This is a genomic window from Streptomyces sp. NPDC007025 (assembly GCF_042869455.1).
In the GTDB taxonomy this organism is placed as follows: domain Bacteria; phylum Actinomycetota; class Actinomycetes; order Streptomycetales; family Streptomycetaceae; genus Streptomyces.
Genome location: NZ_JBIAFT010000005.1, coordinates 287,659 through 305,140, shown reverse-complemented (window position 1 = coordinate 305,140; position 17,482 = coordinate 287,659). Strand labels below are relative to the sequence as shown.

18 protein-coding genes are annotated in these 17,482 nt (G+C 73.2%); 7 read left to right on the top strand and 11 right to left on the bottom strand.

Annotated features, from left to right (window positions below; all coding sequences use genetic code 11):
* Nucleotides 1-92 precede the first annotated feature (92 nt).
* Nucleotides 93-596: an NUDIX domain-containing protein gene (locus ACFYMO_RS12415; RefSeq protein WP_366772657.1), complete on the top strand. Its 504-nt coding sequence runs from the start codon at nt 93-95 to the stop codon at nt 594-596.
* A 52-nt stretch (nt 597-648) separates the two neighbouring features.
* Here the strand turns inward: ACFYMO_RS12415 and ACFYMO_RS12410 are convergent, their stop codons facing one another.
* The 3 genes from ACFYMO_RS12410 to ACFYMO_RS12400 all read right to left on the bottom strand — a co-directional run bounded on the left by ACFYMO_RS12410 (nt 649) and on the right by ACFYMO_RS12400 (nt 4,385).
* Nucleotides 649-1,923, bottom strand: coding sequence for a pyridoxamine 5'-phosphate oxidase family protein (locus ACFYMO_RS12410; RefSeq protein WP_388545976.1), 1,275 nt, complete (start codon nt 1,921-1,923; stop codon nt 649-651).
* Nucleotides 1,924-2,033: 110 nt separating this feature from the next.
* Nucleotides 2,034-3,464, bottom strand: coding sequence for a globin domain-containing protein (locus ACFYMO_RS12405; RefSeq protein ID WP_366772656.1), 1,431 nt, complete (start codon nt 3,462-3,464; stop codon nt 2,034-2,036).
* Between the two features lie 210 nt (nt 3,465-3,674).
* Nucleotides 3,675-4,385 carry an HAD-IB family phosphatase gene (locus ACFYMO_RS12400; RefSeq protein WP_366772655.1) on the bottom strand — a complete coding sequence of 237 codons (711 nt, stop codon included), beginning with the start codon at nt 4,383-4,385 and terminating at the stop codon, nt 3,675-3,677.
* Nucleotides 4,386-4,567: 182 nt separating this feature from the next.
* Here ACFYMO_RS12400 and ACFYMO_RS12395 point away from each other — a divergent pair, with 182 nt between their 5' ends.
* Together ACFYMO_RS12395 and ACFYMO_RS12390 are read left to right on the top strand one after the other, a co-directional pair.
* Nucleotides 4,568-5,218: a DUF2269 domain-containing protein gene (locus ACFYMO_RS12395; protein ID WP_366772654.1), complete on the top strand. Its 651-nt coding sequence runs from the start codon at nt 4,568-4,570 to the stop codon at nt 5,216-5,218.
* A gap of 195 nt (nt 5,219-5,413) precedes the next feature.
* The gene (locus tag ACFYMO_RS12390) at nt 5,414-5,914 is read left to right on the top strand and encodes a GNAT family N-acetyltransferase (RefSeq protein WP_366772653.1); all 501 of its coding nucleotides are present in this window, start codon (nt 5,414-5,416) and stop codon (nt 5,912-5,914) included.
* A gap of 55 nt (nt 5,915-5,969) precedes the next feature.
* Here ACFYMO_RS12390 and ACFYMO_RS12385 read toward each other — a convergent pair whose 3' ends face one another.
* The 4 genes from ACFYMO_RS12385 to ACFYMO_RS12370 form a co-directional block, all read right to left on the bottom strand.
* Nucleotides 5,970-6,551 carry a hypothetical protein gene (locus tag ACFYMO_RS12385; RefSeq protein ID WP_366772652.1) on the bottom strand — a complete coding sequence of 194 codons (582 nt, stop codon included), beginning with the start codon at nt 6,549-6,551 and terminating at the stop codon, nt 5,970-5,972.
* A 97-nt stretch (nt 6,552-6,648) separates the two neighbouring features.
* Nucleotides 6,649-6,933, bottom strand: a complete 285-nt coding sequence (locus tag ACFYMO_RS12380; RefSeq protein WP_366772651.1) for a muconolactone Delta-isomerase family protein — start codon at nt 6,931-6,933, stop codon at nt 6,649-6,651.
* Nucleotides 6,934-7,077: 144 nt separating this feature from the next.
* Nucleotides 7,078-7,824, bottom strand: a complete 747-nt coding sequence (locus ACFYMO_RS12375; protein ID WP_388545971.1) for a dienelactone hydrolase family protein — start codon at nt 7,822-7,824, stop codon at nt 7,078-7,080.
* 104 nt (nt 7,825-7,928) lie between these two features.
* Complete coding sequence (locus tag ACFYMO_RS12370; protein WP_366772649.1) at nt 7,929-8,690, bottom strand: MerR family transcriptional regulator; 762 nt, start codon at nt 8,688-8,690, stop codon at nt 7,929-7,931.
* Nucleotides 8,691-9,037: 347 nt separating this feature from the next.
* Between ACFYMO_RS12370 and ACFYMO_RS12365 the strand changes: the two genes are divergently transcribed.
* Nucleotides 9,038-9,790, top strand: coding sequence for a DUF3159 domain-containing protein (locus ACFYMO_RS12365; protein ID WP_366772648.1), 753 nt, complete (start codon nt 9,038-9,040; stop codon nt 9,788-9,790).
* A gap of 145 nt (nt 9,791-9,935) precedes the next feature.
* Here the strand turns inward: ACFYMO_RS12365 and ACFYMO_RS12360 are convergent, their stop codons facing one another.
* Complete coding sequence (locus tag ACFYMO_RS12360) at nt 9,936-11,177, bottom strand: MFS transporter (RefSeq protein ID WP_366772647.1); 1,242 nt, start codon at nt 11,175-11,177, stop codon at nt 9,936-9,938.
* A gap of 84 nt (nt 11,178-11,261) precedes the next feature.
* On the opposite strand from ACFYMO_RS12360, the gene ACFYMO_RS12355 reads away from it, so the two are divergent.
* Nucleotides 11,262-11,720: a helix-turn-helix domain-containing protein gene (locus tag ACFYMO_RS12355; RefSeq protein WP_366772646.1), complete on the top strand. Its 459-nt coding sequence runs from the start codon at nt 11,262-11,264 to the stop codon at nt 11,718-11,720.
* A 257-nt stretch (nt 11,721-11,977) separates the two neighbouring features.
* Complete coding sequence (locus tag ACFYMO_RS12350) at nt 11,978-12,706, top strand: dienelactone hydrolase family protein (protein ID WP_366772645.1); 729 nt, start codon at nt 11,978-11,980, stop codon at nt 12,704-12,706.
* 73 nt (nt 12,707-12,779) lie between these two features.
* On the opposite strand, the gene ACFYMO_RS12345 is transcribed toward ACFYMO_RS12350, so the two are convergent.
* The 3 genes from ACFYMO_RS12345 to ACFYMO_RS12335 form a co-directional block, all read right to left on the bottom strand.
* Complete coding sequence (locus tag ACFYMO_RS12345) at nt 12,780-13,214, bottom strand: VOC family protein (protein ID WP_366772644.1); 435 nt, start codon at nt 13,212-13,214, stop codon at nt 12,780-12,782.
* A 136-nt stretch (nt 13,215-13,350) separates the two neighbouring features.
* Nucleotides 13,351-14,145: a class I SAM-dependent methyltransferase gene (locus tag ACFYMO_RS12340; RefSeq protein ID WP_388545965.1), complete on the bottom strand. Its 795-nt coding sequence runs from the start codon at nt 14,143-14,145 to the stop codon at nt 13,351-13,353.
* 122 nt (nt 14,146-14,267) lie between these two features.
* Nucleotides 14,268-15,434 carry an MFS transporter gene (locus ACFYMO_RS12335; protein ID WP_388546187.1) on the bottom strand — a complete coding sequence of 389 codons (1,167 nt, stop codon included), beginning with the start codon at nt 15,432-15,434 and terminating at the stop codon, nt 14,268-14,270.
* A 757-nt stretch (nt 15,435-16,191) separates the two neighbouring features.
* On the opposite strand from ACFYMO_RS12335, the gene ACFYMO_RS12330 reads away from it, so the two are divergent.
* Nucleotides 16,192-17,478 carry a hypothetical protein gene (locus ACFYMO_RS12330; RefSeq protein WP_388545962.1) on the top strand — a complete coding sequence of 429 codons (1,287 nt, stop codon included), beginning with the start codon at nt 16,192-16,194 and terminating at the stop codon, nt 17,476-17,478.
* The last annotated feature ends 4 nt before the right edge of the window (nt 17,479-17,482 follow it).

The following is a 17,482-nucleotide window of genomic DNA, read 5'->3' as shown; positions in this document are numbered from 1 at the left end:
GATATGGACCTATTGCGTGATGTTCCGATCCAACACGCACAGTGAGGAAAACGGAGGGTTTGACGCGCCGTGATGCGGGCCAAATCTCCTGCATGTTCGTCGAACGCCCCGTGGTCAAGCGGACTGCCCGCGCCATCCTCCTCGCCACCGGGGAGGGTCCGGCGCCCGCCGTGGGACTGATCCTCATCAAACGCACCAAGCCCGGCCAGGAGCCGTACTGGATCACCCCGGGAGGCGGCGTCGAGCCCGGCGTGGACCGCACCGTCGAGGACGCCCTGCACCGCGAGGTGGCCGAGGAACTGGGCGCGGCGATCACCGATGTGGTGCCCGCCTTCGTCGACACGGTGAGTGACCCTGTGGAGACACCGGGTGGAGTGAAGGTACAGCACTTCTTCGTGTGCCGGCTCGTCTCACTCGACCCGCGCCTACGGCACGGACCCGAAGTGGAGGAGCCGCAAGGAGAGTACGAGATCGTACGGCTCCCCTTCACCCCGGAGGGCCTGAACTCCGTGGAGGTCGTCCCGCCGAGACTGCGGGCCTATCTCGCCGCGAACATCGAAGGGGTCCAGGCGCTGCTCGCACCCGACCTCCGCTGACCGACGCCGGGGCGCCGCCCGGACCCGCCGGGGCGCCGCCCGCGTGCGCACGCTAGCCGAACCAGCCCTGGAAGGCCGCGGGTTCCCGTGGTTCGCTCGGCTCCGCTTCCTGGCGGCCGCGCCGCTGCGCCTCCGCCAGCGCCCGCTCGGCCTCCAGCCGCCAGGCGGAGACGTCCCGGGCGTGCTCGGCGGACCCGGCGCTCCCCGAGCGGGCCGAGATGGCGGCCGAGACCGCGGAGGACGCGGAGGACGCGGAGGACGCGGAGGACGCGGCCGGCGCCGCCGCGGCGGCGCCCTCTCGCCGCCGCGGCAGCGGCGGGAGGGCGGCCGCCCGTGCGGCCGCGTCCTCCGGTACGGCGGTGGGTCCGGTACCGGGTGCCGGGGACGCCGGGGCGGTTGGTGCCTGCGGGGACAGCGGCGCCGAACCGCCGGACGGCGGCACCGGCGGGACGGCGGGTACGGCCGGGGCGGGGGCCGGGAGTCCCGACGCAGGGATGGAGGCCGAGGCGGGCGGGGAGGCCGACGCGGGCTGGGAGACCGACGCGGGTGAGGCCGTGGGAACCGGCGGTGCCGTGGGAACCGGCCCCGGCGACGGGGATTCCGCGGAGGCGGTCACCTCGCGCCGGCCCTCCCGGGCGTCCCGGGCGGCTCCGAAGAAGTCGCCGCCCTTGCGCTTGTAGTCGTCGGTGCCCCATTCGCGCGCCGCGCGGCGCGGGGCCTTCTGGAGGTGGGGGATGTGCTTGGCGCAATGTATGTACGCCTCCTCCACCTCGACCCGCACCCACAACAGGGCCCGCCGACCGGGTACCGGGTCCTGTGGCAGGTCCGGTACCGAGGGGCGCAGTTCCGCGTCGTCCAGCACCACGGCACGGCCGTTGATGTGCAGGCCGATCCGGGCGCGGAGGAAGTCGACGAGGAGCAGGCCCACATGCGGGTTCTCCCCGATGTTGCCGAGGCTGGCGTGGACGCCGTTGCCTCGGTACTCGGGAAACACCAGTGTCCGCTCGTCCAGCACGCGCAGGAACCCGGGCGGCCCGGCGCGGAAGCTGTTGTCGCACTCGCCGCGGCTGTCGGACGTGGCGAGGAAGAACATCTCCTGCTGCTGGGTGAACTCCCGCATCCGCTCGTTGAGGTGGTCGAGCACCTGGTCCTGGTAGAACCGCCCGGCGCGCTCCTGCGAACCGATCCGCTGCTGCAGCGCGTGCTCCCCGTCGCTGCCGGGCAGCCGCCGCGGCGGGCCGGGGTGCTGGTCGGCTCCGGGGCCCGCGCCCGCCGCATGCTCCGTGGAACCGTCGCCGTATCCGTTCGCGTCACTCAACGCCGCCACTCGTCCCTTTCCTCGACCGGCCGACCGGACGGCTGCCCCGCAACCGGCCCCGGACCACCCGCCCCGGGTGACCGGCTCCGGCAGCAGCCGCGATCCGAACACCCCACCACCTACGCCCCCTGTACGACCAGTTCGTCGAGGGAATCGTGCCGTATTCGGTGCGTCGGGATCCCGAGCCCGCGCAACGTCTCGACCCCGGTCCTGATCATTCCGGGCGGCCCGGAGAGGTATCCGTCGTATGCGGGCCAGGGGCCGTATCTGCGTACCGCGTCCGGGAGCTCGCCCGCGAGCGCCTCGGCGGCCGAGGCCGCGCCCGCCGCGACGACGGGGCGCACCGACAGCCACCGGTGGCGGTCCTGGAGGCGCAGCATCGTCTCCAGGTCGTAGAGGTCGTGGTCGGTGCGGGCTCCGTAGAAGACCTCGACCGGGCGCGCCCTTCCCCGGCTGACCACGTCCTCGACCAGCGCCTTGATGGGGGCGATACCGGTCCCGCCGCCCAGGCAGAGCAGCCCGCTGTCGGCCTCGTGGTCGACGAGCATCGAGCCCGCGGGCGGGCCGAGCCGCAGCACGTCGCCGGGGCGGGCGCGCTGCACCAGTGCCGTGGAGACCCAACCGGCGGGCACGGACTTCACGTGGAAGGTCAGCAGGCCGTCGGGACGGGGCGCGGACGCGAACGAGTAGTGCCGCCACACCCGGGGCCACCAGGGCGTCTCCAGGCTGGTGTACTGCCCGGCGCGGAACGGGTACGGCTGGTCGGGACGCACCGTGATCACGGCGATCTCCGAGGTGCGCAGTTCGTGCGAGACGATCTCCGCGTCCCACCAGGCGGGCGCCCGGCGCTCGTCCTCGGCCGCCGCGTCGATCATCGTCTGGGAGATCGCGGTGTAGGCGCGCACCCAGGCCGCCTCGGTGCGCGGACCCCAGGTGTCGGGTGCGTAGCGCGCGATGGCGGCCATCAGGCACTCGCCGACGGCCGGGTAGTGGGCGGGCAGGGTGCCGTACTTGCGGTGGCCCCGGCCCAGGCCGGCGAGGTACTCGCCGAGCAGCTTGCCGTCGTCGAAGAGGCGTACGGCCGTCAGCAGCGCGCGGAAGAGCCGGTCGCGCTGGCCGTCCATGGCGGCCGGGAACATCTCGCGCAGGTGCGGGTACTGGACGAACAGCAGCGCGTAGAAGTAGGCGGTCGCCGAGTCGGCGGAACGTTCCAGCTCCGCCATGGAGGCCCCGATCAGTTCGGGGTCGCCGAGCTGGTCACCCGCGGGCTCCGCGGGAACGCCGGGCGCCGCAGGCGCCGTCCGCCCGGTGGCGGCCGCCGGGGCCGCAGCGCCGGGTTCGGGAACCGCCTCCGGCTCGTGCGCGTGTTCGGGTTCCGGTTCGTGTTCCGGTTCCGGTGCGGCCGTCCCCGCGGTCTGCTGGGACGGTACCGCGTCAGGTCCGCCTGGCGCGGGGCGCTCCGCGGTCGCGGCATCGGACGCCGGGGTGAACCATCCCCGTCCGCCGCTGCCACCGGCGGACGCACCGTCGCTGCCCGACATGGTGGTCATGCTCGCCTCGCCTCGTACCTCTTCCGGACGTTCTGTGCACATCCGTGTTCCGAAAGTTCCGGTGAACCGCCCCCTGTGAACACCGTGCTCAGGACACTTTGCACTCCTTACCGCACGATGCGGGAGGGACCGACCATACCGTGAAGCCTTCACGCCACAACCCCCGTTCGCGGTTCCCGCGAATTCCGCCATTCGGAACCCGCGCAGGAATTACCGTGCCGTGGAGACGAGTCCGTGGGCCTCCCGGAGATCACTTCCGGTGTAGTGGTGGGAGGCGAGCGAGCGAACATGGTGGTCGGCGTTCACCGCCACGGAGACCGGCACGGCGGCGAACAGCTCCGCATCGGAGAGGGAGTCCCCGTACGCCACGCAGTCCGCCAACCCGAGCCCGAATTGGGCGCAGAGCTCCTCCGCGATCTTCACCTTCGACGAGGGCGAAAGAATCCCGGCGGGATCGAGGGGATGCGCCGGATACTTCGTACTTCCGTTCGGAATTGCGCGCGGAACCTCCGGCCACCGCGAACCGTGGGTAACCTCGGCCCCCCAATCCTGTAGTCTCCGCACAAAGAAATCCGGCGAGAGGGAAATCACGGCGCAGCGCTCATCCTCCGCCCTGAGCCCGGCCCACACCTCCCGGATGCCCGTCAGCCACGGCGCGGCCGAGAAGGCCGCGGACACGATCTCGTCGTCGAGCGCCGACCACAGCGCACACGCCCGGAGGGCGAACTCCGGCGGTGTCAGTTTCCGTTCCGCAAAAGCCCGTTCGAGCTCCCGGATCTCGGCGTCGACCCCGAGCTGCCGGGATATCTCCACGGAGGCCGCCGAACCGTACAGCAGAGTGCCGTCGAGGTCGAAGAGATGGAGCCGGGGGCGGCGTTCTCCCGGCGTCGGTCGCGGATTCGGATGCTGAGCCGGATGCATACCGGCGATCGTACGGGCGCGGGGCGGGCAGGGTCCCGGGCCGGGGCACGGACGCCGGGTGCCGTACGGGCCGCCGCCGGGCAACGAGCAGGCCGCGCGACGCCGCGTACTCGGAGCCGAGTAGCCCTCGATACTCCCGCTGTCGGACGCCCCGGACGCCGGACAGCGGCACAGTCGAGGGCATGCGGCAACTGTCCCGGCGTGCCCGCAGAGGCACTCTCGTGCTCCACGTCTGCTCCTCGGCCGGCTGGCTCGGCATGACGCTGTGCCTGCTCGCCCTCGGCCTCACCGCGGCCCTCACCGGGTCGGGACCGGCGGCCGAGGCGTCCTACCGCTCGATGAAGGTCTTCGCCGACTGGCTGCTGGCCCCGCTCGCGCTGGTCACCCTGGCGAGCGGCGTGCTGCTGTCGGTGGGCACCCGCTGGGGGCTGGCGCGGTACTGGTGGGTGTGGATCAAGTTCTGGCTCACGCTGGCCGCCACCCTGGCGAGCGTGCTCCTCTTCCGGACGCGGATCGACAGCACGGTCGCCGACGTGGCCGCGGGGCGCCCGGTCCTGCCGTACGAGCTGGTGATCCCGCCGCTCGTCTCGCTCAGCGCCTACACGTTCATGACCGTCATCTCGGTGCTGAAGCCCTGGGGGCGGACCAGGCGGGGCCGCCGCGGCGCCCCGGTGAGCCAGCGCCGGTCTGCGGCCCCGGACCCGCAGACCGAGGCACCGGGGTCCGGAGGCCGGGCCCGGTCACCCAGCGCCGATCGGTGGGGCCGGTCAGCGGCGTCGGGACGGGGAGACCGGTCAGCGACCGCGGCCTCCGGACGGCAGGGCGTCGGCTGACGGCCCGCCGGGGGCTGACGGTCCGCCGGGGGCATGAGCGGGGAGCACCGCGCTCAGGAAGGCGCTGGCCGCGGCCGAGGCCCGGCCCGAACTCGCCCCCCCTGGCCGCCGCCGCCGTCCGCGCCCTCGCCCCCGGCCGAACCGCGGAGTGACCGCCTGGCCCGGCCTGCGGGCACGGGGCGTAGAGTGCGGAGGATGACCACGACTTCCGGCGGTGCGGGAACCCCGGCCGAAACGCCCGCAGCGGAGCTCACCATCCGGCGGGCACGGACCGGGGACATCCCCGCCATCGTCGCCATGCTCGCCGACGACGCCCTCGGGGCCACCCGCGAGACCCCGTCCGACCTCGCCCCGTACCGCGCCGCGTTCGAGCGGGTCGACGCCGACCCGCACCAGCACCTCGTCGTCGCCGAGATCGACGGCAGAACCGTCGGCACCCTGCATCTGACGATCATCCCGGGACTGTCCCGCCGCGGCTCCACCCGCTCCCTCATCGAGGCCGTACGGGTGCACACCGACCTGCGCGGCAGCGGTCTGGGCACCCGGCTCATCGAGTGGGCCGTCGCCGAGTCCCGGCGCCAGGAGAGCGTGCTGGTCCAGCTCACCTCCGACGCCACCCGCGTCGAGGCGCACCGCTTCTACGAGCGCCTGGGCTTCCAGGCCTCGCACCTCGGCTTCAAGATGCCGCTGAGCTGAACGGGGCGCCCCCGCCGCGGCCGGGGCGGCCACGGCGGCTCGGGCCGCAACCGGCTCAGGCGGCGCCGCGCCGCTCGCGGCAGGAGGCCATCGAGCCCCTGGCCGCAGGCCCGGGCCCGGCGGCCCAGGGCCCCGCGCCGCAGGAGCCCGCATCCGGAGCCGCACCTCCGCCCGCACCGACCGTGGGGGCCGCCGTCGCGCTCCCCGCGGGGATACCGAGCCGCTGCCACACCCGCCCGCGCAGCAGCGCGTACTCCTCGCCCCTGCGCAGCGAGTGCCGCATCGGGCGCGGCACCGAGACGCCCTCCATGACGACCTGACCGGCGCGGAACTGGTCGCGGGTGAGGTCGATCTGGGCGCCGTCCGGCAGCCTGTTCCACCAGTGGAATCCCTGCCGCCCGCCGTGCACCCCGTACACCTCCCCGCACATCAGCTCTCCGCCCAGCAGGTCCTGCACCACCAGTGCCGTCACGTCGCACTGCCCCCACGCGGGGTTCGCCGGACTCCAGCCCGCACGCTCCAGATCGTCCGGGGAGCAGGTGTCAGCGCCCCAGGACGCGCGCAGCGCTCCCTCGATCCGGCCCAACTCCGAAGCACCCGCGCCCATACCGGAAACCCCGACCGCATCCGCACTCATGTCCGCAAGCATGCCCCACCCCACTGACAACGACCCCTGCCGACCGCATCGGACCGCAGCACAGCCGCTCCCCAGGGGGCCGAGCCCGCGACCGGGGTCAGCTCGGTCCGAAGCCGCCGTAGGGCCGGAGCGGCACGACGCGGAACTCCGACATCTCCTTCCGGGCCAGCGGAAGGGTGTCCACCGCCGCCTGCGCCTCCTGTGGCGAGCCGGCCTCCAGCAGGAAGCAGGCCCCCGGTCCGTCCCCGCGCAGCCAGATCTGCCGCAGTACCCCGTCCGCGTACAACTTCCGTACCGCCGCGGTCTCCTCGGGGAGCACGGCGGCGAACTCCTCCTCGGAATAGCGGTCGCTGTAGCGGCGGGTCGTCACCAGGAACTGCATGCTCCGACCCTACTCCGGACCCGTGTCCGCAGATCACCGGCCGGGCGTCCGGACCCGTGTACGCGACGTGGTCCACGTGCCCCGGACATCGGCCGCCCCGGCCTCCCCGGCCGGGCCCTCAGCCGTCTCGGCCGCTCGGCCGTCTCAGCCGTCGCCCAGCGTGCGGGCGAGGAGAGGCAGCAGCCGGTCCCAGTGGCGCCGCAGCCCCGCCGGGCTGAACGCGTCGGTGTCGGACATCGTGTAACCGTGCAGCGTGCCGGGGTAGATCTCCGAGGTGTAGCGGACCCCGGCGGCGTCCAGGGCCTGGTTCAGCTCACCGAGGGCCTCCGGCGTCAGATCGGTCTCGGCGTGCCCGAGGTGGATCTCGGCGCTGATCCTGGAGAGCAGGCGGTGCAGGCTGTCCGGCTCGTCGGCGCCCACCGGGCCGTGGAACCCGGCGACGGCGGCCACCCGGCCGGGCAAGGCCGAGGCCGTGCGCATCGCCAGCAGGCCGCCGATGCAGTAGCCCGTCACCGCGACGGGTCCGGGGCGGACCTCCGGCTGCGCGGAGAGGAACTCCAGGTAGGACTCGGCGTCGCGCACGATCCGTTCGTCGGTGTGCGCCTCGATCAGGGGCATCAGCTTGCCGATGGCCTCGTCCCGGGCCTCGTCCCCGATGTGCTCGGGGAGTTCGATCACCGGTGCCGGACCGCTCCGGTAAAAGAAGTTGGGGACGAGCACGTAGTACCCGTGCCCGGCCAGTTCCTGGGCGAGTTCGCGCAGCACGGGCCGGTTGCCGAAGGCGTCCCCGTACATCAGCACCCCCGGGTGCTGTCCGGCACTGTCGGGAAGGGCGGCGAAAGCGTCGGCCCGGCCGTCCGCGGTGGGAATCGACAGCATCTTGATGGGCATGGATCCTCCTGTCCGTTCGATCCCTCGAGCCTATGATCGTCACGGCCGGAACGGGGCCCTTCTCCGCTGCCGGGCCCAAGAGGCCGGCTCGCTCCCGGCCTGTTTCACCCGGGTGCCTCCGGCTGCTCCTCCGGGCCCGTCCCGCCGGTCGCCGCGAGCAGCTTGCTCACCCGGCGCATGACGTCCACCTGCGCGGGGTTGTAGAGGTCCACGAGGGCCCTGTCGATCGTCTCCCCGACGAACTCCTTGCCGCGCGCCGCGTCGGCGGGCAGCGTGGTCAGCCCCGGATGCTGCCGGTACAGCGCCCGCAGCGAGGGCACCAGGCGCTCGGACAGCTCGGCGCGGGTCCGCTCGTCGGCGTCGCCGGGCAGCTTCCCGAACTCCTCGCCGATCGGACCGATGGTCGGGTTCTGCAGGTAGTCGGCGTAGGACTCCATGCCCTGGGGGCCGAGCAGGGTGCCCATGACGGTGACGAACGAGCGGTCCGCCTCGGGCATCGGGGTGTCAGCGGTCGCGGCGAACTCGGGCGGCAGGTCGGTCGGCGCCGACCTGTCCAGGATGAGGGCGAGCTCCGCCCTGGCCCGCTGCAACCGTTCGATGGTGGCCGCCAGTTCGGCGTCGAGGGTGCGCAACGCGTCCTCCGGATGGTCGTCGGTGGCGCCCATCTCGGCGATCCGGGACAGCGAGAACCCGAGATCCACCAGGCGCTTGATCCGCAGCAGCCGGACTAGATGGGCCACGCCGTACCGCTTGTAGCCGTTGGCGCGGCGCTCCGGTTCCTCGAGCAGGCCGACCTCGTGGTAGTGCCGTACCGCGCGCAGGCTGGTGCCCGCGAGTTCGGCTATCTCCCGCGTGCTCCACGCCACGATGCTCCCGCTCCGTTCCGCCGCTGGACGTCGGCGCGGCGGCGCCGACGGACCCAAGTCCAAACCATGCCGTCGCGGCACAGTCAAGTGCTCCCGCGCGGAGAGGCATCCCGCGAAGCCCCCGACCGGTGGCCCGAACGCGACCGCCCCGGCGGGAAAGGCCGCCCGGCGGTGCACACGCGGCGGTACACCGGCCCGTGAACCCGCCGCAGAACGGGCTGTTCGGAAGCCGCCGGCGGGAACGTGATCCACCCCACAACCGCCGCGGCTTGAGTATGCCGTAACGGCACGGTCTTTCCTGGTCCCCAGTTCGCCAGCCGCTCACGACGGAATCCAGGAGGGCACCGATGACCACGACCGATCAGCGCACGCTCACCTCCACCGGAGCCACCCCCGCAGCCGCGCCGGAAGTCATGCCCGACGCCGCGCCCGGAGCCCCGGCCGATGCACGCAGGCCCACCCCGGCCCCGGAAGTCCCGGCCGCCGAGTCCGCTCCGGCGGCTTCGTCGCAGCAGCGGCTGCTGGACCAACTCGGCGGAACCCGGGGGATGGTCTACACAGCCATTCCGGTAGCGGCATTCGTCGCGGCCAACGCGGCCGTCACGCTGCCGCTCGCGATCGGCGTCGCCCTCACCCTGGCGACTGCCATCACCGTGTGGCGCATGGTGCAGGGCGAGCGCTTCGCCACAGCGGTCGGCGGTCTCGTCGGAGTGGCCACCGCCGGCGGCGTCGCAGCATGGACGGGCTCGGCGGGCGGCTTCTTCCTGATCGGCATCTGGGCGAGCTTCGCCGGGGCACTGGTCCTGCTCGGCTCGCTCCTCGCACGCCGCCCGCTGACCGGCGTGCTGTGGAACGTGTCGCACGGCAACACCTACCCGTGGCGCGGCGACCGGCCCAGCCTCCTCGCGCACGACATCGCCACCGGCACGCTCACCGTCCTGCTCGCGGCCCGGTTCGCCGTACAGCAGTGGCTCTACCTGACCGACGCCACCGGCTGGCTGGCCGTCGCCAAGATCGGCATGGGCACCCCGCTGCTGGCACCGGCGCTGCTGGTCGTCTTCTGGTCGTTCCGCCGCTCGACGAAGCGGCTGGTCCGCTGACCGGGCCCACCGCGCCCGGTGGCCCGCACCCTGCGCCCCCGACCGCGGCTCCGGCCCAGGCCCTCCGCGCCGGCTCCGGCGCAGAGGGCCTGGCCCCCGCAGCTCGGCGACCCGTTCACGTGACAGGTCTCGGGCTGCTCGCCGATCAGTCGGTCCGGGCGGCCTGTTGACGTTCCTCCCGTGGGTGTCCGGTGTCGGCTCCATCGGCGGGAGAGTGCTCGGCGGCGGGTGGGAACCTCCTGTCGACGGCCCACACGGCCAGCGCGCAGACCGCGAATCCGGCTCCGAGAAGGCTGGCGGCCGCCCAGCCCCGGAGGGTGAAGGCGGCGGTGGTCGTGGCCGCACCGAGGGCGGAGCCGAGCGAGTAGAAAACCATGTAGCTGCCGATGGCGCTGCTGGTGCGGTCGGGGTAGGCGGCGGTGAGCTGGTGCTGGTTGCTCACGTGCACGGCCTGGACGGCGAAGTCGAGCAGCACGATCCCGAGGACGAGGAGCGGGAGTGACCGCGGCAGCTGCGCGATCGCTGTCCAGGAGAGAGCGAGCAGGACGAGCGCCGAGCCGGTGACCGGGACCGCCCGTCCTGCGTCCGCCCAGCGTCCCGCGCGTGCGGCGGCGAGCGCACCGGCGAGTCCGACGAGGCCGAACAGTCCGATCCGGCTCTCGCCCAGGTGCCACGGTGCGCCCGCGAGAGGCAGGGACAGTCCGCTCCACAGGGCTCCGAACGAGGCGAACAGGAAGAACGCGATGAGTCCGCGCGTCAGCAGGAGGCGCTGCCCGAACAACCCGCGGAGCGCGACGATGACCTGCCGGTATCTCTCCGGCCCCGGGGACCGGTCGGAGTGCTCCTCCGGTGGCAGCGCACCGAGGACGAGGGCGGCGAGCCCGAGGGACAGCGCCGCGAGCCCGGCGTAGACGCTCCGCCAGCCCCATAGGTCGGCGAGTGTTCCGGTCACGACCCGGGCGCCCAGGATGCCGACCACGACGCCCGAGGTCACGACGCCGATGCTCCGCCCGCGCTCGGCGGGCCGCGCGACCGACGCGGCGTACGCCACCGCGGTCTGCACGACGACCGCGAACAGTCCGGCAACGGCCAGGCCGGTGAACGCCGTCCAGGCGGTGTGCGCCGAGGCGGTCAGGGCCATGCCCACGGCGCCGGCCGCCAGGTGTGCGGCGATGAGCCGCCGTCTGTCGACCACGTCGCCGAGCGGCACCAGCAGCACCAGCCCCGCCAGATAGCCCAACTGGCCGGTCGCGACGATCCACCCGGTGAGCCCCGCCGGCACACCGATTTCGCGTCCCATCGGGCCCAGGACCGGCTGGGCGGCATAGATGCCCGCCACCGCGGCACCGCACACCGTCGCGAGCAGCAACCGGCGCCATACGTCCATCGCACTCCCCAAATCAGTAGCAGATTGCAACTGTTTTGACGTTAGGGCATGCTGGTTTCAATCCGCAACTGATTGGGAGGCGTCATGCCGCGCAGCACCGAGCGCACCCCTGACCCGGACTGGACCGACGCCGAATGCCCCGTCGCCCGTACGTTGGACCTGGTCGGCGACAGATGGAGCCTGCTCGTCATCCGCGACGCCATGGACGGGGCACGCTCGTTCACCGAGTTCCAGCGACGCACCGGTATCGCGCGCAACATCCTCACCGACCGCCTCCGCAAGCTCACCGCTCACGGATTTCTGACCCAGCGAACCGCCCCCTCGGGACGCCGCCGTGAGTACGTGCTCACCGAGGCCGGCCGCGACCTCTTCCCGGTCGTCCTCGCGCTGCGGCAGTGGGGAGAACGCCACGCCTTCGCCCCCGGCGAGGCACACTCCACCCTCGTCGACGCGCACGGCACGCCGGTTCCGCAGCTCGCACCGACCGGCACCGACGGCACGCCCCTGGGAGCCGACACCACCCGGGTGCGGAAGGTCCGTTGACACCCTGCGCGGTCTGAGGGCCGGAACGCGGTACGGGAAGCAGGAGCGGAGCAGGATCCCAAAGGCCGACGATCCGCAGGCCCACGATCCGTGCACCGGTACCGGTGGGCCGGTCCGCGCCGCCCCCGGCCCGGGACACCTCTCACCTGCCGGCCCGGAACCTTTCCCGTGCCCGGCCGCGGGCGCGCGCTTCGGACCGTTCCGCCGACAGTGAAGACCGGCCCGGTCGGGTCCGGCGGTCAGTACCGTCCGTACTCATGACGACAATCAGCACCCGCGAGGTCGAGTATCCGGCCGACGGCCTCACGATGATCGGGCACCTCGCCCTCCCGGCCGGTACCGGCCGCCGCCCCGGCGTCCTGGTCGGTCCCGAGGGGCCGGGGCTGAACGACTTCCAGCGCCGCCGGGCCGACGCCCTCGCCGAACTCGGTTACGTGGCCCTGGCCTTCGACCTGCACGGCGGCGGACACTGGTTCACCGACCCCGAGGAGATGCTGGCACGTACGACACCGCTCCTCGCCGACCCCGACCGGCTGCGGGACATCGGCCGTGCGGCGCTCGACGTGCTGTGCGCCGAGCCGCGGACCGACCCCGGCCGGATCGCCGCCGTCGGCTACGGCACCGGAGGCGCGATCGCGCTGGAACTCGGGCGCGACGGTGTCGACCTGCGGGCGATCGGAACGGTCAACGCGCTGACCACGGGCCGACCGGGCGAAGCGGCACACATCCGCTGCCCGGTGTGGGCCGGGGTCGGCTCCGAGGACCCGATCATGCCCGCCGAGCAGCGGGACGCCTTCGCGGCCGAGATGCAGACAGCAGGCGTCGACTGGCGCCTGACGGTCTACGGCGGCGCCCTGCACGCGTTCCACCACCCGCCCGTCGACCAGACCACAGTCCCCGGCGTCGCACACCACCCCCGGCACGCACGGCGAGCCTGGCGCGACATCGTCGACCTGCTCGCCGAGTGCGTACCGGTGACGGAATGAGCCGGCCGCTCGGGGCCCTGCGCACTCCGGGCGGCCGCGGACCCGAGGCCGGATGCGCGCCCCCGGACAGCCCTCAGTCGAGGCAGAACTCGTTGCCCTCGACGTCCTGCATCACGAGGCAGGACTCGTTCTCCTCATCGGCGAGCAGCAGGCGCACACGCTGCGCGCCGAGCGTGACCAGCCGCGCGCACTCGGCCTCCAGCGCGGCGACACGCTCCTCGCCCACCAGCCCGGTGCCGACCCGCACATCGAGGTGCAGGCGGTTCTTGGCGACCTTGCCCTCGGGAACCCGCTGGAAGAACAACCGCGGGCCCGCCCCCGAGGGATCACCGCAGGCGAACGCGGCGTCCCGGCGCTCCGGTGGCAGCGAACGGTTGTACTCGTCCCACGTGCCGAACCCCTCCGGCGGCGGCGGTACGACGTACCCCAGCACCTCGCACCAGAAGCGGGCGACGCGCTCGGGCGACGCGCAGTCGAAGGTGACCTGGAACTCCTTGATCGACGCCATCGGCCCACCCTAGCGGCGCACACTGCGTCTTGGCCCCGGGAGACGCCGTCGTGACGCGGGACGCGGCCTCGCCGAGGTCCCGCTGCTCGGCCGCGTCCGGACCACTGCCACGTCCGGACTCCTCCGCCGCGTCCGGTCAGCCGACCCGGCCGACGAGTGCCGAGACATGGACCTGCTCGGGGAACACGTCGACAGCCGGCAGTGCCTTCCGGAGCCGGCCCTCGAACGCCGGTCGCTGCTCGGCTGTCGGCAGCAACTCTGCGGGGACGGCGGAGTAGAGGCCACCGACGACCTGCTCGAAGGTGAGCTCTTCGGTGTAGGACACCGCTGTGCTCCGCACGTCGGAGAAACCGGCCTCCTTCAGGGACTCGGCGTACCGGATCCGGTCCTGCTCGGCCGTCCCGCAGGACGCGGTGAGTTCGGTGCCGAAGTACTCCGCCAGGCAGCCGCGCAGCGCGCCGGACCAGTCGGAGTCCTGCTGCCAGAGCGGCGCCCCGTTGGCGAGCACGGCGATGCCTCCGCCCGCGCGGAACAGCGGCAACAGGTCCCGGAAGAGCGCGTCGTGCCGCATCCAGTGGAGGGCCTGTCCGATGACGGCCATCGCAAGGGGGGACGCCCGTCCCAGCAGCGCGCCGAGCGCGGGGACATCGGTGTCGGCGCCGAGCACCCAGGTCACATTGGCCGGCCCCCGCGCACCGGATCTCTCGCGCGCGAGGCGCAGCATGTCCGGCTCGGGGTCCATCCCGAGCACCGAGCGGACTCGCCGCGCGAGCGGAAGGGTGAGCTGCCCTGTGCCGCAGCCGAGGTCCAGGACGCAGTCGGCCGCTGTCAGGGAGAAGTACTCCTGGAGGGTGTCCAGCACGCTCTCCGGGTATCCCCGCCGGAATCTCGCGTAGTGCTCCGCCACTTCACCACTGAACCCCACAGTCATGAGAACACTGTGTCGGCCGCCGGCCCTTCTGCACAGCCTCCCGCACGGCCGATCGCTGCGGGCGGAACGCCACCGGCCGCGGCGGCCGGGAGCCGGCCTCACGCCACGGCACGGTCGCTCTCTCAGCGCGGGGGGACGCCCCTCGTCCGCGCTCCGGCCACGGCCCCGCCCGGCGGACCGCGGCGCCGGGGCAGGAGTCGGCTGCCGAGCAGTACGGCGCAGGACGCCGTGGTCAGCAGCCCGCCGACGAGGAAGGCGGCGCGCACGTCGGCACACGAGAGGACCAGTCCGCCGAGTGCGGCGCCTGCGGCGATACCGGCGTTGTAGAGGCCCGAGTTGGCCGCGAGTGCGAGATCCGTGCGGCCCGGTGCGCAGTGCAGCATCGCGTGCTGCGTGGCCATGAACACCGGGCCGAGGGCGCCGCCCATCAGCACCAGGAACGCCACTGCGGCCACCGGGTCACTTCCGACCGCGTACAGCCCGAGCATGCCCACCGCCTGGGTGCCCACGGCGGTGGTCAGCGCAGCCTGCGGAAAGCGGTCCAGCAGCAGCCCGGTGATGCTCACCCCGGCCAGGCACGCCGCGCCGAAGGCCAGGAAGAGGACGCTGACCGCGCCCGGCGGGTAGCCGCTCACCTCGCCCAGGAGCGCCGCGAGGTAGGTGTACCCGGCGAACGCTCCGGTGGCGGACAGCGTGCCGGCCAGCAGCACGGTCCCGAACCGGCGGGCGTCGGGGCTGGTCCCGTACGCGGCGGGCTCCCGGTCCGGACGCGAGGTCGGCAGCAGCGCGGCGACGGGCAGCAGGGCGACGCAGCCCAGTGCCGCCAGCACGGCGACGGGCGCCGGCCAGCCGTGCCGCCACCCCAGCCAGGTACCGGCGGGCACACCCAACACCAGGGCGAGCGACCCCGCGACGGAGATCGCGCCGACCACCCGCCCGCGGACGGCCGGTGCGAACAGGCCCACCGCGACCGGTCCCGCCACAGCCCAGAACAGCGCCTGGGCCAGCGCGGTCAGCAGCCGCGCCAGCAACAGCACCCCGTAGGAGGCGGCCAGCGCGGCGACGGTGCTGGACACGACCAGCGCGGCCAGCAGCCCGGTGAGCACATGGCGCCGGGGTACGGCCCGCGTGGCCTGGGCGAGCGGCACCGAGGCCACGGCCACCGTGAGGCCGTAGCCGGTGACCAGGAGGCCGACCGTCGGCACCGGCACCCGGAGGCGGTCGGAGAGGAGTTCCAGGAGCCCGATCGGCAGGTTCTCCGCGGTGTTGAAGCTGAAGGCGGCCAGCATCAGCGCCGCGAGGACCGCCACCCGGTGCCACGGCGGCGCCGCTACCGGGGCAGTGCCCGCCTCCGCTGCGGTCCCCCGTCCCGCCTGCCGCACGGCATCGCCCATGGCCGTACCTCACCGGGCCGCCCGCTCCCGCCGCAACCGGATTCCGCCGGTCCGGGGGCGGGCCCGCCCCCGGGCGGCGCAGCGCGGGATCCCGCCGGTCCGGGCGGGCTGCACTACACGCCCGCAATTGGAATGTCCCGTTCCACCGTGGAGACCTGCGTGTTCTTGGCTTGTCTCACCGGGCCACAACATCCTGTCTCACGATCTTGGTCCTTCGCGGCCGACCGAGGATGTGACGGGCTGGGCGTCCCCACCGTCCAGCCCGACTGCCGCCTCGGAGACATCACCCGCGCTGAAACATTGCCACCTGTCCCTTGGTGCGCCGCACGACAAGAAGACCCGCTGCATTTCGGATGGCGGTAGGCCGCGGCGAGCGCTTGGCCATTCAACGTCCGGAGTTCGTGGGATAGTTCAGGATGACCTTGTTGTATTCGTCCCGGGTCTCTTCGGCAGGGGCAATACCTCCGGGGCGTCCTGTCTGGACCATGAACCACAAGCCGTACGGCACGACGGATGCGTACGACATGACCAAGCGGGGCGAGCCGGCGACCGTGTACGGCCGGACGGCCTCGTACGGCGGACGGCCCTGTAGGTCCGGATCGATCTCGAGCAAATGGACGGAAACCGACGCACAAGGGGATGGCGACGGCTGGTGACGAACAGCAGGCATTCCCCCCTGCCGGGGCAGGGCGGGCCGGCTCCGGCCACGCTCGCCTTCACCGTCCCCTCGGGGCGACGCCGGGTCGCCCCGGTCCGCTTCGGCCGCGAGTCCCGCCGCGATCCGCAGTTGCCGCAGCGCATCCGCAGACTGCTCGACGACGAGGGACAGCAGTGCGTCCAGGTGCGGCTGACCGCGGCCGACGCGGCGAACCCGGCGGCCCGGGCCCTGCTGGACGCCGAGGCGGGCACCGCGCTGCGGCTGCGCCGGGTGCTCGCCGCCACGGCGTACGCGGCGCTCTTCCCGAGGATCATCGGCTACGAACTGGACGCCGCCGAGCCGTTCCTGCTGTACGCCGCGCCGCGTGGCACCGCCGCCGCGCGCACCCATGTGACGGGCGCCAACGACCAGCGGGTCATCGCCCGCGATCTGATGCTGGCGCTGTGCCTGTTGGACGGCCAGGGCCTGGTGCTGCGCGGGATCTCACCGGCCACCGTGCTCTGGGACGGCACCTCGGTCCAGCTCTGGGGGCTGGAGGGGGTGGCCCGCGCCGGAGCGCCGCGGACCCGGTGGGGCAGGGCGCCCTACTGCTCGCCCGAACAACGCCGCGGCGAGGGGCTCGTGGACTCCCGGGACGCGGTGTGGAGCGTGGCCCAGGTGCTCTACCGACTGGTGACCGGACGGCACGGCCCCACCGACCGCGCGCCCGTCGACCTCGACGAGCACCGGGTGCTCGCCGAGACGCTGCGCGGCGCCTTCGCCCCGCGGGCCGCCGACCGCCCCACTCCGGCCCGGCTGCTCGACCTCCTGGAACCGGGCGCCGCGCGCCGAGTCCGGCACGCGGAAGTCGCGGACGCCCTCGGCGCGGAAGACGTGCCAATTCCTGCACCGTTGGCAGCGCCGCGCTGCCGAGCGGACCTGATGCTCCTGGACGACCATCCCTGTGCTGGGACCCCCGTCCGCCTGAGCGTGAAGCTGGTGGCCGATTCCGCGCACCCCTGGGCCCGCCCTGATGCCGGACCCTCACTGGAAATCGTAGCGGTGCCGTTGAGTGGTGCGGAAGTTACGCCGGCCACGGTGGTCTACAGCCCTGGGAACGCCGATTCTGCGCAGTTCCGCGTCACAGCCGTGGAGCCCGGCATGCACCGGATCCGATTCACTTTCCTGCACCACGACACCGGAGTTGCTCTGCAGCAAGTGGAGGCGGACCTGGACATCGAGGGTCCCGAAACAGCCGAGGCGGGGCGGAGACGGGCAACGCCGCGCAGGGGGAGGTCCTGACCGG